Source organism: Janthinobacterium psychrotolerans (assembly GCF_001677885.1).
Lineage (GTDB): Bacteria > Pseudomonadota > Gammaproteobacteria > Burkholderiales > Burkholderiaceae_D > Janthinobacterium > Janthinobacterium psychrotolerans.
Window position 1 is genome coordinate 1 of the sequence record NZ_LOCQ01000040.1, and the last position, 14,960, is coordinate 14,960.

At 56.8% G+C, this 14,960-nt stretch carries 10 protein-coding genes and 1 pseudogene; 8 read left to right on the forward strand and 3 right to left on the reverse strand.

The window, feature by feature from the left end; all coding sequences use genetic code 11:
• The 3 genes and pseudogenes from ASR47_RS03225 to istB all read left to right on the forward strand — a co-directional run.
• The coding region (locus ASR47_RS03225; RefSeq protein ID WP_171898855.1) for an ATP-binding protein at window positions 1-446 on the forward strand (446 nt) is incomplete at its 5' end.
• 97 nt (window positions 447-543) lie between these two features.
• Window positions 544-969, forward strand: a pseudogene (locus tag ASR47_RS03230) (IS21 family transposase); the annotation flags it as partial.
• Window positions 966-1,751 (forward strand): IS21-like element helper ATPase IstB, encoded by a 786-nt coding sequence (istB, locus tag ASR47_RS03235; RefSeq protein WP_065306330.1) that lies wholly within the window; start codon window positions 966-968, stop codon window positions 1,749-1,751. The pseudogene ASR47_RS03230 and the gene istB, both read left to right, overlap by 4 nt.
• 91 nt (window positions 1,752-1,842) lie before the next feature.
• Here istB and ASR47_RS03240 read toward each other — a convergent pair whose 3' ends face one another.
• A complete protein-coding gene (locus ASR47_RS03240; RefSeq protein WP_217270525.1) occupies window positions 1,843-2,907 on the reverse strand; it encodes a hypothetical protein in 1,065 nt (354 codons plus the stop codon).
• Between the two features lie 210 nt (window positions 2,908-3,117).
• Window positions 3,118-8,391 (reverse strand): hypothetical protein, encoded by a 5,274-nt coding sequence (locus tag ASR47_RS27665; protein WP_065306331.1) that lies wholly within the window; start codon window positions 8,389-8,391, stop codon window positions 3,118-3,120.
• 184 nt (window positions 8,392-8,575) lie between these two features.
• On the opposite strand from ASR47_RS27665, the gene ASR47_RS03250 reads away from it, so the two are divergent.
• The 5 genes from ASR47_RS03250 (at window position 8,576) to ASR47_RS03265 (ending at window position 12,453) form a co-directional block, all read left to right on the forward strand.
• Window positions 8,576-9,223, forward strand: a complete 648-nt coding sequence (locus ASR47_RS03250) for an SOS response-associated peptidase (RefSeq protein WP_065306332.1) — start codon at window positions 8,576-8,578, stop codon at window positions 9,221-9,223.
• A 133-nt stretch (window positions 9,224-9,356) separates the two neighbouring features.
• Window positions 9,357-10,256, forward strand: coding sequence for a hypothetical protein (locus ASR47_RS03255; protein WP_065306333.1), 900 nt, complete (start codon window positions 9,357-9,359; stop codon window positions 10,254-10,256).
• A gap of 254 nt (window positions 10,257-10,510) precedes the next feature.
• The gene (locus ASR47_RS27345) at window positions 10,511-10,660 is read left to right on the forward strand and encodes a hypothetical protein (RefSeq protein WP_171898883.1); all 150 of its coding nucleotides are present in this window, start codon (window positions 10,511-10,513) and stop codon (window positions 10,658-10,660) included.
• Window positions 10,657-11,403 carry a hypothetical protein gene (locus tag ASR47_RS03260; protein ID WP_065306334.1) on the forward strand — a complete coding sequence of 249 codons (747 nt, stop codon included), beginning with the start codon at window positions 10,657-10,659 and terminating at the stop codon, window positions 11,401-11,403. Before ASR47_RS27345 ends, ASR47_RS03260 begins: the two co-directional genes overlap by 4 nt.
• A 339-nt stretch (window positions 11,404-11,742) precedes the next feature.
• Window positions 11,743-12,453: a hypothetical protein gene (locus ASR47_RS03265; protein ID WP_065306335.1), complete on the forward strand. Its 711-nt coding sequence runs from the start codon at window positions 11,743-11,745 to the stop codon at window positions 12,451-12,453.
• A gap of 114 nt (window positions 12,454-12,567) precedes the next feature.
• On the opposite strand, the gene ASR47_RS03270 is transcribed toward ASR47_RS03265, so the two are convergent.
• Window positions 12,568-14,790, reverse strand: a complete 2,223-nt coding sequence (locus tag ASR47_RS03270; RefSeq protein WP_150127669.1) for an endonuclease — start codon at window positions 14,788-14,790, stop codon at window positions 12,568-12,570.
• Between the last annotated feature and the right edge of the window lie 170 nt (window positions 14,791-14,960).

Genomic DNA, 14,960 nt, shown 5'->3' on the forward strand with positions numbered 1-14,960 from the left:
CCACCGGCGCCGGCAAATCATGGCTGGCCTGCGCGCTGGCGCAGTACGCCTGCCGGCGTGGATACTCGGCGATCTACCAGCGTGTACCGCGCTTGCAGGAAGAACTGCGCATCCGGCACGGCAGCGGTGCCTTCGGCAAATGGCTGCTGCAACTGGCCAAGACCGACGTCCTGGTGCTCGACGACTGGGGCATGGGGACCATCGACAGCATGACGCGCTCGGATCTGCTGGAGATCATCGACGACCGCGCCGGCAACAAGGCCACCATCATCACCAGCCAACTGCCGGTCGAACACTGGCATGCATGGATCGGCGATGCCACCATCGCCGACGCCATCCTGGACCGCGTCATGCAGCGCAACCACCGCTTCACGCTGACCGGCGACTCGCTGCGTGCTCAGCGACCTAAAACAGCCAAAAAGGAGAAAAATATCGACCCATCGTGACCGCAGGGATTAGAATTTGACCGCGTAACGCCATCCGCTGCGCAGCGGTCACGTTCGCCGGAATGGCTGGTCACGTTCGCCGGAATACGCACGGATTAAGCTGTGCCAGCCGTATCGGGCTCAGACCAAGGGCAAGGTCGAGCGCTTCAACGGCTACCTGCGCAGGTCGTTTTACGTGCCGCTGGCAAGCCGGCTTGGCCAGAGTGGTTTGCAGCTCGATGTCGTGACTGCGAACGCTGAGGTAACACGTTGGCTGAGCGAGGTCGCCAACGAGCGGGTGCACGGCACGACGCAGGAGAAACCGGCCGAGAGGATGACAAAGGAAGTGCTACACCTGCAGGCACTGACAGCACCATGGCGGGGCGACATCGCTGCTGCACGACCGCAGGCGGCGACACCGGAACCGCTGGTGCCGCGCCCGGCGATCGTGATCGAGCGCATCGCCGAAGTGGCACCAGCCCAGCACCCGTTGGCGGTCTATGAACAGCTGCTGATGAACGTTACGCAGGGAGTGGCAGCATGAACCTGCAACACGAACGCATCACGCAATTGTGCGAGGCGCTCAAGCTGTCGTTCGTGGGGCAAAGCTACGGTGCAGCGGCCCAGCAGGCGGCCAAGGACGAGATGGCGTACAGCGACTTCCTGGAGGCCCTGCTGCGTGAAGAAATGGCAGGACGGACAGTACGTAAGCAGACCATGATGACGCGCCTGGCCGGCTTCCCGGCAATCAAAACACTGGAGCAGTTCAACTATGACTTCGCCAAGGGCGTCAAGCGCAGCCAGATTGAGGAGTTAGCCGGACTGGGCTTCATCGAGCGTAACGAGAACGTGGTGCTGGTCGGACCGAGCGGCGTGGGAAAAACCCACTTGGCCATGGCGTTAGGTTACAAGGCTACCCAGGCTGGCATCAAGACGCGCTTCATGACGGCGTCGGACTTGCTGCTAACGCTCACAACGGCGCATGCCCAAAACAGTTTGAAGACGGTGATGCACCGAGCCATCAAGGCGTACCGGCTGCTGATCATTGATGAAATTGGCTACCTGCCGATGAACCGTGAGCAGGCCAACTTGTTCTTCCAGGTGATCGCGGCACTGTACGAAAAAGGCAGCCTGATCGTGACAAGCAACCTGCCGTTCGGCCAATGGGATGCCACGTTTGCCCAGGACGCGACGTTGACGGCAGCGCTGCTGGATCGCTTGCTTCACCACGCGCACATCGTGCCGATTGCCGGCGAAAGCTACCGGCTCAAGCACCAGCGGCAAGCCGGCACCGTCAAAGGTATTAGCGTTGCGAAGGATGGCTGAGCGAGTTATGAAAAGAGTGAAAATCCAGCGCGTGCTGGTGACGGAGGTGTATCAGTTTTAAATCGCTGCGAGGGCCAAAACTGTATCAGTTTTAAATCGCTGTTGACAGCGGGGTGACACCATAGTCCTTAAGCACAATCCCGCGCGTCGACTCGGCATTGATCAGGGCTGGTCGCACCCAAACAACCTTGCGTTCGAGTTGGCGCAGGTGACCACGCCGCAAATGCATTCGCGGGCTCGCATGTTGGCCGCCGGCGTTTCCTCGGCCATGAACACTGCGTTCCTCTGTCAATTCAAGCACCTTGTACGAAAAGAACGGCTGCTTGCCACTAGCTCGACGCTTCTTGTTGATTGAAGCTGTCGGTTCGATATCAGAGGTCGAGACATTGGCACAGTTGACCACGCTGCAAGCCTGGATAAGCACCATCACCTCATCGCTAGCGTCTAATATAATTTGTGCATCCGCCTTTGCGCGGCTACCGTAGGTGGCTATAGCTCTTTCATAAAACTCAGGCAAAATCGGAAACGGTTCGGAACGGAATTGCTTCGATTTCTCGTGCGACTGGCCAACCGCAATTTTCGCTGCGTTGGCTATCCTGGAGGCAGGCATAGCATCACCAAGGTCCAGGCTACTAAGTTCGCAGCCGTAAGGAACAAACGCGCCACCTAGCGCGACCGTCCACTTCTTGTGCTCCGGCCCCCAATAAATAGGTAGAACGAAAACGCCACCTTCTTCAAATGCGTCGAGCAGACTATTAAGTCCCGGCAGGGGTTCGAACTGCCGCGCATCCCAGCACAGGGCAATACGCTTCGTCATTGGAGATTGCCTGAAATCACCGATGTACTCCGGTCCCTCCCGCTCCTTGTCCCAAGGCACCTCGAACGCGACGCATGGGAAGGGCAATCGTATCAAATCGAGGTGAGCCTGACGCACTTCATCCGGTTCAACCAAATTGCAGCAGTTAGGGAGAATAAATTTCACGCTGGTTTGCAGCATTGAAATCAGGCGATACAGCACACTCGCGGAGTGGGGCATCGCATGCTGCAGCATGGTAGCAGTCTCTCTCAAATCCTCAACCGCATGCGCGCAGTAGTTCAGGCTTTGGATTTGATCGCTCTTCACACTCATTTGGATACCTTTCAACTCATCATTCATGACAGTGGTATCGGAGTTCGAATGGCCACAAAATTTTTGCAATATGGATCAGCATCTTCATCCCGTCGCGCGACTGGTGACTCGTCTACGCGGACAGAAGCCCTGTATGCGCGCAAGAACGAAGTTGCCTAGGCCTTTTCGCAGCATAGCACTCGCGCCTTGGCGTTACTAGATCGGCTCTTCATACCTAAAGAAACCTGTCCTCGACCGCTATCGCAGCTGCTTAATGCGCTCTTGGAGAGCCAAGGCTGCTGGGATATTCAGAGCTGCAAGTGGAGCAGCTATATCGAGAAGTGCCTGTCGTGCATGAACATTCTGCGACAGTGCATGCGCATCGGTACTCACTGCCGTCGCCACCAGCTCCACCAATGCCTGCCCCGTGCCTTCACGGTACCAGCGATTGGGAAGGTCGCATTCCTTCAGCACGGCGGCGAACCAGAGAAGTCCGTCAAGCCGCAGTGGGGAACCAAATTCTGTGGTCAGGAAGTGGCAGAAACGTGTGATGCATTCTTCATCGCGGACTAGGTGCGTCGCAGCCCAGTTTTTGTAGAGATCGCTCATGCGCAGAGCCCCGCCCGGTCTAAGTCTAGCCAGTGCATGCTCGTTCCCGAAACCAAGCAGGTCGCAAATTAGGCGCTCACCGTAGAACCAGAGTCCAGGTTGAGACCAGTCGGCTACGAGTCCGTATTCTACGGTCGCCCGCCAAACGCGCTCGAATGCCTCCAAGTCATCAACTTCTCCGAGACGTAAGAACATGCCGCGAATGAAGTGCTGCAGCGCATAATGTGCGGCCGGACCGTGGGTGAGAACAGGCTCCCAAATCGCGCGCCCATCCCCTGCGGGCGCTGTGATGGACAGGGCTGCGAGCTTCAATAGAATGTCATAGCCGATGTCCTGGCTTGGCAACTCGTACTCCCCGTCCGTCTTTTGGCGGGCCTTGGCCCGGGTCACATCGTAATCCCATATGCGTAGCACCAAGCGAGTGTCGAGGTCGTGATCGCCAGTGCCACTGCCTTCGACGAGCCAGTTAAACAGGACATCGAGCAAGTGACCATCTAGCAAACCACCCCGTTCACGCTCCGGCTTTCCGCCCCAAATCTGTTCGTCGGCATCATAGAGCCGCATCCGGCGCCGGAAGTCCAAGCGTTCACGACCCGCAGCCACACGCTTGAAGTCGATGTCATCCGGCGTCGCCTGCGGTCCACGCAGCGGAAAGCGCCGCAGCCGCGCAAGCCACGCAGCCCAGACACGCTCCGGGCCGTCGCCATCACCGTGGTGCGGAACGAGCAAGACCAGGCCCGTCCAGAATAACCCGGCGCGGAGCAGCCGCCACCACGCGGTGCCAAGCTGCTCCCGATTGGTATAAGCCACTCCAATTACAACAGTGATGGCCCGCTTGTCGCCACTTGTCATAAGCCGCAAGACGGCGGCCTCCCACTCCTGAACACCATCTCCAGCGGCGAGCCATAAGTGCATGACCGCGTACGAGACGAACTTCAACTCGTCGCGGAGGCTTCCCACTCGCCGTCCACGAATTTCCTCTCCCGTCGACGCGACCGCCGCCAAACTCGCGCGCACGACTTCAAACGCGTGCCGCTGCGCTTCAGGATTCTGGATGAGCCAAGCCCCCCCCAAGGCGACCAGCGTGCTAGCTGTAGCTGCACGGCAATTCGATATCACTTCCTCATCTTCATTCTGTACGCCGGCATCACACTCCTGAAGCAGAATGAAGAGGTAAGCAGCCTCTTCGTCAGTGAGCGGTTGCCCTCCTTGAAGCCGCTGCGCACATCGGTCCGGCACAAGAATGTATGCGAGGGTGGGCTCCTTTTCGGCCTGCCATGACTGCACCTCTATGCACAGGTCGTTAGGACAGACGAAGCGCCTGACTTGCGCGCCAGTCGTCGGGTCGGTAACGTTATGATAGTTCGCCTGATCAAGCGTGGCAAAGAACAGCTTGAACTCCAGCGCCTCCTTTGGGTCTTCAGGCAGCGTCCAGGTTGGGAGCAGCGTTTGAAGACGTTCCGCAATGACGGCATCGGCCTGTAAGAGCTCAACAACGGCATCGAGCAATTTTTTCTTGCGATGAGGGGCCAAGATCCAATCATGGGCGAGGTCGTACATTGCCTGACCACCTTGGGGCGAGTCCCATCCAATAATGTTGTAGCGAACCTGATCAACTCGCTTGCTATCCCAATAGAACAGGTTCGGGAACGTAATCAAGGCCGAGAGGGATCCTACTAGCAACGACGGCCGATATTTGGCGACGTTGACAAGCACGCTGACAAGCGCAGCGGAGTTCCCCTCACGAAGTATCCTATCGATATCTGGGCCGATGTCTTCACCGGCGTCGAGCTGCAGCGTCAGCCATCGTTCCAACGCATCGAGAGCGCAGAACAAGCTTCCTTTGCGTCCTGTGGCATTGGACTGCGGCCAGCCGAATACCTGCCACCAGCCTGGGAAGGACTTCTCCGACCCGTCCGCAAATTGCAGTGTCACACCGGGAGCCTCACCGGCTCGCCCGTTCATGACCTCGGCAGCCCAGCGCTCCGTACAGAAGTTAACCAACGCAATAAGCGCAGTAAGCGCCGCGTTCGGTGCCAGTTGGAAGAAGGGAAAGAAACGGCTCTTCCAGAAGGCCGTCGGGTATGCGTCCTGGAGATATTCTAGGCCGAGGTCTATTTCGTACCGATTGGCACCGGACTCTCTTTCCGGCTGGTCGTCAATGAAGAGCGCGAGCATGACTTCGGCAGCCAACTCAGGCTGTGCCAGCATCAGAGACTGGATGCCATACTCCTTGATGCAGGCAGTCCGGAAATCCATATCGATCTTGTGCCTTGCCCCTAGCGGCCAAGGCGGCAGTCGAGTGCGGAACGACCCAACGGAGTGCAGCATCTGCTTCCGTTCCTCGTGCCGCAACTTGTACTTGGCATCGGTCTTCAGACGCTCGGCGTGTACCGTCGCCTTCTGTAGCTGAACCTCGGTAATGCGCCGTTTAACGTCAGGGTCGATCTCTCGGCGCCCAGCAAGTTCGAGCGCCCAGTTCCCGACCTCGGTCGGCAGGTCGGTCGCGCCTGCCAGTGGTGCCGTGTACAGCAACGGCTCAAACGGAGCATAAATCACGCCGTGGCCTTTCTCAACCTGCACGTTCCGAGCCATGTCGAGCGCCATCTGCGCCATCTCCAGGCGGTAAGGCATCCGGGCACCGCTGCTCAGCGTCTGTGGCGTCTTCGTCAGCCAGGTATGGATAACCTTCGCGAGGGCAGAGGAAACCAACTCAGCTAGTCGCTTCCGCTGCGCGATGAGGAAGCGTAGAACAGATGGCCACCGGCCAAAAACAATTGAGCGGTACTGCGCCTCCATATACAGACCGAGCGCGCTATGATCTATAGCGCCACCGCTCGGCACCGTTGCGACGTGGTGGAAGCGCATAAGCAGCCGCGTAAAGTTCTTCGCTCCATTGCCCAGTAGGAGATCAACGCGCTCGGTCAGGAAGCGTTCAGCGTCAGGATCCAAACAAAGCGCGTCAAGGAGGATATTGCCCGCCAACTGGTTGTTCTCAGCTTCCGTTGCCTCGAAGGCGAGATCCCAGGCTGTGCCAGTTTCAGCTGGCTCTCGCAGCAGAAACTGACCCAGCATCCGGAGCGCATTCGTCCAAAGCGGATTACCGACCAGGGCTGCCCACTGTGGCGTGTCAATCCAAATCTGCTTCAAGTACTGGAAGCGCGCCCAATCCGCTGCGAGATCGTGCTCAAACTCTATTCGGCTAGTCCGTTCGTTCAGCCGCAGCGGAAGTTCCTGGGGCCGCTGCGTGAACGTCGCAGCTTCCGCCGGCGCCAGGTCTGTCAGCGCGAAGCTGCGTTCAAATGACGCTTCTCGCTTGGCGAGGTGCATCATCAAGACCTGCATGTCGGGACGCTCTTTCGTCCAATGTTTCCAAAGACGGTCGGCGATGGCGGTATGAGATGCCAATCCACTGGCGTTTTTTCCTAGCGCCGCACCTGCTTGGAGCACCCAGGCCAATGTCTTTAGGTTGGTCAGTGCTGCGATGGTGTCATCATGCCCAGTCAACCACCCCAAGGTAGGCCAAGACCGCAGCACCAGCTTCACAGCATCACTCTTAAGGGCTTCGACTTCAACAAGATGCGCTTTCCTCCCGCTGAGGATGGTCTCTTCGTATTCGACCCAGCTCTGGGTCTGCGTAACGATCACGACCTTCCAAGCCCAGCTGGACCCTTCAACGTCATTCGGCAGGATGGATTGAAGCAGCCTGCGAATGACGACAAACTCATTGGCCTCTATACGTTCCGCAGAATCGATGACCAGTATGTTCTGCGGCTTGACCGTAGCGTGCAGCACAAGCGAAAGTTCATGTTTCAGAGGAATGGTGCTGCGTCGAGCCGCACTCAGCGCCGTCCTCAGCTCGTCCGGACCAAACCATACCTGGTTCCAAGATGCATACTCACCGTCCAAGACCGCTTTGACCAAAGCCGTCTTTCCCGAGCCCGACTCGCCAAAGACCACCGTGACAAGGTTGTCGGCGAGCGCAGCGTGGAGCGCAGCTTTTTCTGCCGTACGGGGCACGGCATAGCCTGAAGGCAGCTCTGTCTCAATCCGAGCCTTGTAATCCGCGGTGATGTCGGAAAGCGCCTCCCAATCGTGCTCAAAGTCAGGGTGATGTCGCAGGCCAAACTGGCTTCGAAACAAAGCCAACAAGCCTGAGACTGTGATGGTCCCACTGCGAAGGCGCCCCTCTTTTGCCACGTTGATGAGTCCCTCCCAAAGGGACCGGGCTTCGTCGTCACTGCCGGATATAAGCAAACGCCGGCATTGCGCGATGGCCTGGTTCTCGTTCTCGGAATACGCAAGCTGAAAATTGGTCGGTAGCACGTGCAGGCGGCGAATAAGCTCGATGGTCTCCTCGTCGGATGCGTCCCCAGGCTTCTTGACGCTGTCGAAGACGCCCAATTGCTTCTTGTTGCTGCGGATGCGGCTCATCGCAAGCAAGGGATCAGTGTTGCTGCACGCGTTCTTCACCTCGCGCCACGTCGGGTCGAACTCGTGATGAGTTCCGACCGTGACTAGAGCCAGCTCGTCGGTCGCGCGATTAAACGGTCCCTGCAGATCACGCCATTGGTCCCAAGCGCGTTTCACAAAGTCAGCGGGGACTCCTGCTGCGGTCACTTGCAAGTTACCCTTTACCGAGATCGCAAGTCGACGCGGCGCTGCAGCAGATTGGCTCGTCAGCAGCAGATCGTCGATGTGCCACCCCAATGTGGACACTTGGGCTTGGATTTGCGTGGCCACGGCGTCGATACCTGGTGCTCGCTCACCTGACAATGCCTTCACCAGTTGCCAGGCGCTTATAAGGTCCTCTAAATCGAACCCGGCGCCGCTCGTTGAACGCAGCGTCGCGGGCGCGGGTGCGGATTTCACGCCTTTGCCGCGTGACGATTTCAGCTTCGAGCTGTTCTTAGACGAAGCCATGTGTTTCCGAATACTTGTATTTATTAATTTTTGCCATATCGTTCGGCGAGTGCAGCATCAAGTTTTATCAAAGTTGGCTTTGGGCCGGGCTCGGCTAGCTGACGAAGGATAGCATTATTGCTGAGGTGATAATACCCAAAATTAGTTGTAAAATCTGAAGTGTCATGATCTTCGAAAGCACTGCATGTGCGTCAATTACATTCCGGTTACCCGCCAAGGACTTGACTTCTTCAACACAGTGGCCCCGGCCGACGCTGAATGGCCAGCGGAAACTTGGCAGGACTACCCTGCTCCAATCATCCGGCGCCACGCTGATGGGGGACGCGAGACGCTCGTCGGTACATACGGCATGGTTCCGCAGAAAGATATTCCCGCTCACATCAAAAAATACTCGACCATGAATGCCAGGTCGGAGGATATTGGCTCGAAACGCTCATACTCAAAGGCGTGGCGCGAAGGACAGCTTTGTCTGGTACCGATGGTTCGCTTTTTCGAACCGAATTGGGAAACGGGCGTCCATGTACGTTGGGCGATCGGCATGCGCGACCAAGCCCCATTTGCCGTGGCTGGCCTGTGGCGCGCTAAGGAGGACAAGAATAGTGGCACGCTCACGCATTCCTTCACTCAGTTGACCATCAATGCCGACGGCCATCCCGTGATGGATCATTTTCACCGCCCGAACCAGGAAAAGCGCTCCCTCGTCATCGTGCCAGAAGCCGACTACGACGATTGGCTCGACTGTCGCGATCCTGAGCTGGCGCGCGCTTACCTGAATCTTTACCCTGCCAAACTTATGGTAGCGGAACCGGCACCAAAACTAATGAAAGCGTAATCTTTTTTCCACTAGGGATCATCACCAAAGTGGCAAATAGGAATTTATACAATAACTCGAGCCAGGCTGCCTCAATCGTTGTGCAGCCCATGTCCATACAACAATTACTCACCTGCAATTTTCGAAACAATCCATGACTCTTGTAATCGCTGGGCACGACATCACACCTGACACCTCTAGGCCAGGCTTCGCCGGCAGCGTGCGCGGCCTGTTCGTGACCGCAGATAGCACTATTACCGACGGTCACCAGACACTGCTAAGCGGCTTCAAAAAGATCTACCGGGTACCGATCACGGTCTACCAGCCAAGCTTCAACGGCTACGATTTCCAGGGCTACTTCACACCACGTCTGGCGAGCAACTGCTTCATCGCTTTCGCGGGCAGCACTCTTACCGCCCAGCACGTGCTCAACGGGATTAACAACCACTTGAGTCTGATGCGCTATGGCTATGAGGGCTCCGGACCAGCCGTCCGTGGGACCTACCAGATCCTGATGGACTGCGAGCGCAACAAGCTACGCGCCGGCGGCAGCCAATGGCCTGAAGACATGTTCCTGGACAAGGACATGGAAGGGCTATTGACGGCGGAAGTTGTGACCCGCGTGGTGCTGCACGCCATCCACGGCGCGCTCGCCACCGCAAAGCAGCACAAAATCGACAAGCGTGGTTGGGATAGCCTGTTAACGGAATACGTGATAGGCACTTACTGCGAGAGGGAGAAGCGTAACAGGCTTTACACCGTCATACCAAGCCATCGAATCGTCGAAGGAATAATTGAGGACGTCGATCTTGCGCTGCATGAGGTGCCCCCGGGGGAGCTGGCGGTACTGGGCATGCAGCACTACAAAGCAGGTGCAGTGGAGTCCTTCAACAAGGCGCTAAATGCGCGCAGTGACGTCAAGAAAACGATGTTCGAGTATCTGAACTGCGCGATTGATGAAGTGCTGAAGAACAACACGCGCGAAATCAACCGCCCAGCCATTCTCAGCGCGTTCAGCCGAGGTGACCTGGTCGAACTCGACAGAAGACGCTGATGGTCCCATTCTCGTGAACTAATCGGGCCCGAATGAACTATGTTTTGCCAGTGGAACGCACCGGAATCGGGCTAGAATAGGCTTTTGGTGAACTAATTAATATCTCATTTGAACTATTAAAAAATCATTTAACTCTATGATTTTAAATGGTTAAATCGGAAAATTTTTGAATACTCTGGCGGTACGCTTTCTAGAAACAGCTAACAAACTCCTTCATTATGCAGATTCCGATAACCTAGTTAGGAAGATACATCATGAAAATCTTAGTTACGTTGTTTGAAACGCTCGCTGCTATTAACGATCCAGCTACTCAAATGTTTATTACGCTCTTAGTGGTTCTGGGTGTCGTGGGGTTGGCGTTGTACGTGGCAGTGCTGGCCATCAAGCGCGGCGGCACACAATGAGCCGGGGCGCGTTCGCCAAGTTGCCCTCGTTTTGGGTGCGGCATCCGAAACACTTCCCCATAGGCGGCGAAGGCACGGTCCCGTACATCGATGAACTGGGAAACCAAGTCCATGTCGATGGGGGGTTGGCCATGCTCCAATGGAGTCAGCACAAAGGCGGCGCCACGGCCGCCCTGCTGATCCTGTTCGCCCTCGCGGTCATCTCAAATAAAGCCCAACGCAAGGATGGTTTGCGTAAGGACGAGACGATAGCGGCAACATATCCCGATATCCATGCAATGGTGCCGCTGTCCCGTAAGCTCATCTCGGATGGGTTGGAGCTGTTGGTGATGGTTAAGGCCATCACCAAGGTGCGCGACGGTCGTCGCAACCTCTTCACACTGAACGGTATCGATCAGAACGGACACTGGTGCGCACTGCCTCAATCGCACCTGCAGGACGGTCAAGCGCAATTGCGGCGCCTGGGACATTTCGTCGACCAATTGCGCCGCCCCTCCTCCCTACACGCGCTCAAGCTGTACATGCTGATCCTGCACTTCCGCGATCGCCATACAAACTTTGCCTCGATCGGCTACGAGAAAATTCAGAGCTACACCGGTTTGCGCCGCAACGACATCAATACCGCAAAGAACCTCCTGGTCTCAATGGAATTGCTGCGGCTGGTGCGCGACGACGAACATGCGCGACGTCCCAGCGATCCACACCACAACCGCTATGCGGTGTGCGGGTTGAACGTCTCCTAAGTACGGTGAGTTTGGCGGTAGTACGATCTCGCCCTACAGAAGTTCGATCCGCCGTTACTACTCCAAAACAGTACTTTGATCAGGGTGCTACGTCAGTCATATCCCGTAGGAGATGCACAGCGCTTCGCTTACTCTGGCCAAGTCGGACCATCACCAACGTCGCGATTGCACATCGCCTGATTTCAAGTTATGATGAATTCAAGGCGGTCCGCCTAAGTTCTGGTCAGCTTGAAACGGCATTCAACAACACTGCACCACCAAGCATCCAACCGTCAAACCATTCCGACTGTTCGATAGCGACAAAATGACCCGCGCGCCCGAACGCACTTGGAGAATGTTATGACGAAGCTTATTAGCGTGGCATCCCACGCAGCATCAAAGTCCCTGGTCCAAGACGGCCAACCCATCAAGCGATCGCACATCCAGGAAGTATTAGTAGCCATTCTGGGTTACCAGACTTATGCAGCCTTCTCTGTCGAGGAAAACGACGAGAGCCTGGAGTATCATCTCGACGACGCCGAGATGCTGGTATTGAACCCTCCCGCGGGCGAGCGACGGGCCCATGCTCTTGACGTGGCAGCTCCGGGGCTGATTGCAGCGTGCATCGCCGCCTTGCAAGACGTGGCGCCTGTCCGAGTTTTCGCGGACCTCGACCACTTCTATGATGATTATGCCCGCGAGGAGTTAGTCGACACGATCAACAACTCCGACGACGTGTCGGCCGCCATGTCGGAAACCAACGCCTATTTCGACTCCGATGCCAACTTGCCATATGAAACTCCCGCTACCGACGACTTGTGGGCAGCGCGGTCCGAGTGGTGCATCGAAGCCAGCGGCGACATGACGGGAGGACATGATACCGAAAGCGACCGTATGTTCGCTGGCGACACACTCAACTGCCGCGGCAAGCTCAAATTCGACAAAGCGGGCCGAGCCGGGCTGATTTTCGTCGAATCTGACGGCTCAGCTGGCGTAGACGAGAGCTGGCGCGAACAGGATTTTGAATACGACGAGGCCCAGGAGGCCGACTTGGGAATCCCCGAATTTTGATCTTGGATTAGGGGCAGGAGGCGGCGGGACGAGATTTTATCAATCGTCGGCCCCGCCGCATGGTGCGGTTCAAGCACGGCCAACTACGAATTCCAGCGGGCCGACAAAGGAACTTCAGAGTGCGTCGACCTTTTGCTCCAGCAATTCGTTGCCGCTATCTGAGACCTTGGCGTCGTGAACTGTATTAAAGGACTCCTCAAGCCGACGGTCCATGTCCGAAAGATCCATCTCGAACTGCGCGAACTCCAGTCTGCGATCCTTGAGGGTGACTCCCCGAATGGCGGGGACCATAGCAGCGTGCTGCGTCTGGAGCACGGACTTCCCATCCAAATAGTCGAGCAGATCGACAACATCAAAGGCCTCATTGCGCCAAAACCGGCAGAGTGATTTTCCAGCACCTCTTCCGACGTAGCCACGGACCAAGACGTTGATCAGTTCGTGCGCCTGTCGCACCGGATGAGGGCCGCAGTGGTAGCCGCTCAATGCTCGGTTGGCCGTCACGACACACGTGCGCACGCGCGCAGGCGTAGCGACTTCCCAACCTAATGCCTTAAAAAGGCGGATCTGGTTGTTAGGATTCGCCAGCCATTGAGCGCGGATATCAAGTTGCGTCTCTCCCGTCAAGACCAGATCGTAGCTGTTGCGCAACTCATGCGGTGAGCATGGGTGATAGGCGTTCTTACACTCGATGACGACGAGCACACCATCGCGATAGCAGAAGATATCGGTCTCGCGATCGCCGTCGATATTAAACTCGAAGCTCTCGCGCACAAGAAAGCCTGCCTCCCTCAACGCCGCTGCAACAGCCAGTTGCATCGGATCGTCGGCCGCCGCGATTGACTTCTTGACCCCGCTGGCGTACATGACGCTGCGAACTAGGTTCGATTTGCTCACGATCGCTGGTGGAATGGCGATGTAATCGCCCGTAGGGTTCAGCGAGTGCACGAACGGCCTGTATTGGAGATCGACGTAGAAGTTGGCGCCCGCCGTAGAGTTCTTCGTAGGTAGAGACAATAACGAGATCAGCTCCTGCGCCTTTTCCGGCGACATCATAACCTGCAGCATCCTCCGCAAATCCGCGCTTTGTATAACCATTACCGTAGACTGCAGCGTCAGGACCCTGCGTGTCACCACGTTGTCCACTGTTTCCAACTTCTTACGGAACAAGGTGTCGACGAGGTTGAACAGCCGCTGCGCCTTGAACAGATCCATGATGGAAAGGTGCTCGCTGACCTGCAGGGTAGCACTATTGGGCGACTGGAAGTTGTCGATCATGGCGCCTTGGAAAAGAGGGAACTCCTCCCGGAACGGAGCGTCGAAATTCAAGAAATCAATCAACGGCGGAAGTTCTGGCAACGCAATTACGAACCGCGCGAACGGCTTTTCCTTGAGCATTACACACTCCAGCAGGCCAGCATCGAGGAACACCGACAACCCCTCCTGGAAGGATGGCAGCATCGGCCGATCCTCATCTAAATCCTGCATGAACGAAGCCACGCGAACCAGCCCCTGGAGATCGGTCTGGACATAACCCAGCCGGACAGATCTTTCGAACTCAGGATCGATGGCAGATACCAGTACCCCGGCGTGATTTGCTATCGCTTTGTACGGCAGGCCATCGAGCAAAACCTCCGCGTCGATGAGTTCGTTGATTCTCACGGCGTCCACCAGCAGGCTGGAATAGATTCCCTCATGCGGCGATGCGGCGTGGTCATCGGTCAAGTTCCACATCCGTGCGCCGATGCCGACGTCGTCCCGCAGGATCATATAGAGCCGAGAGAACGCTGATGCGAGATCGGTAGCGCTCCAACGCAGCAGATGGCTTTCGTCGACTTTGTCGCTACCGATCCAGTCGACGGAGAACGAGTAATTGACGCTCGCCAGCAAGGTCTTGAGGGCCGCGCCTTTGCGCGTCTTCAAACGGTCGACGATGCTCCGGTGGATCTGCCTCGCGGGTCTCGCGAGCTCCAGCAGCGCCTGCACGGATTCGAGGTACTGGATCTGCTCATGGGGTAGGGGCGCTGCCACCGACAGATCGAGCGCCGCCGCTACGATTTTCTTCAGGCAGGCGCCGTCAAATCCGTAGCGCGATGCACGGAACAGGCCATCGTTGCGCATGCGTGCAAGCCAAACACTCCCATCGAGACGCAGGAGCGCTAGCACGGATGCCCCAGCATTGCGACGGTCATTTGCGGCAATCTGCTCCGGCAGGAGTTTGTACAGCGCCTTCGACTCTTTGTTGGTGGCGACGGGGACAGACATGGCAAGGGCACCAGCAGCCATGGCAGCAAGGCTCGGTTCGTTCAAGAGCTCGGCAATAAATTCGGACAGGTTCAACAGTGTCTCTTTTCTACCCAATGGGTGCAACAATGCAAATAGGGAATCAGGCGCTTTGCCTGGTCATGCAAAACATCAGCGATTCCTACAAAGGACTCTCGGAGTTATCATACGATAAATATTGGTCTGTAGTATTATTTTCTCAGAAACGCTGATAGCCTTGCAGCCGC

Excerpts from the sequence above, each read along its gene's own strand:
- ASR47_RS27665 (WP_065306331.1), bottom strand. The coding sequence starts at position 8,391 with ATGGCTTCGTCTAAGAACAGCTCGAAGCTGAAATCGTCACGCGGCAAA.
- ASR47_RS03255 (WP_065306333.1), top strand. The coding sequence starts at position 9,357 with ATGACTCTTGTAATCGCTGGGCACGACATCACACCTGACACCTCTAGG.
- ASR47_RS27345 (WP_171898883.1), top strand. The coding sequence starts at position 10,511 with ATGAAAATCTTAGTTACGTTGTTTGAAACGCTCGCTGCTATTAACGAT.
- ASR47_RS03260 (WP_065306334.1), top strand. The coding sequence starts at position 10,657 with ATGAGCCGGGGCGCGTTCGCCAAGTTGCCCTCGTTTTGGGTGCGGCAT.
- ASR47_RS03265 (WP_065306335.1), top strand. The coding sequence starts at position 11,743 with ATGACGAAGCTTATTAGCGTGGCATCCCACGCAGCATCAAAGTCCCTG.
- ASR47_RS03240 (WP_217270525.1), bottom strand. The coding sequence starts at position 2,907 with ATGAATGATGAGTTGAAAGGTATCCAAATGAGTGTGAAGAGCGATCAA.
- ASR47_RS03250 (WP_065306332.1), top strand. The coding sequence starts at position 8,576 with ATGTGCGTCAATTACATTCCGGTTACCCGCCAAGGACTTGACTTCTTC.
- istB (WP_065306330.1), top strand. The coding sequence starts at position 966 with ATGAACCTGCAACACGAACGCATCACGCAATTGTGCGAGGCGCTCAAG.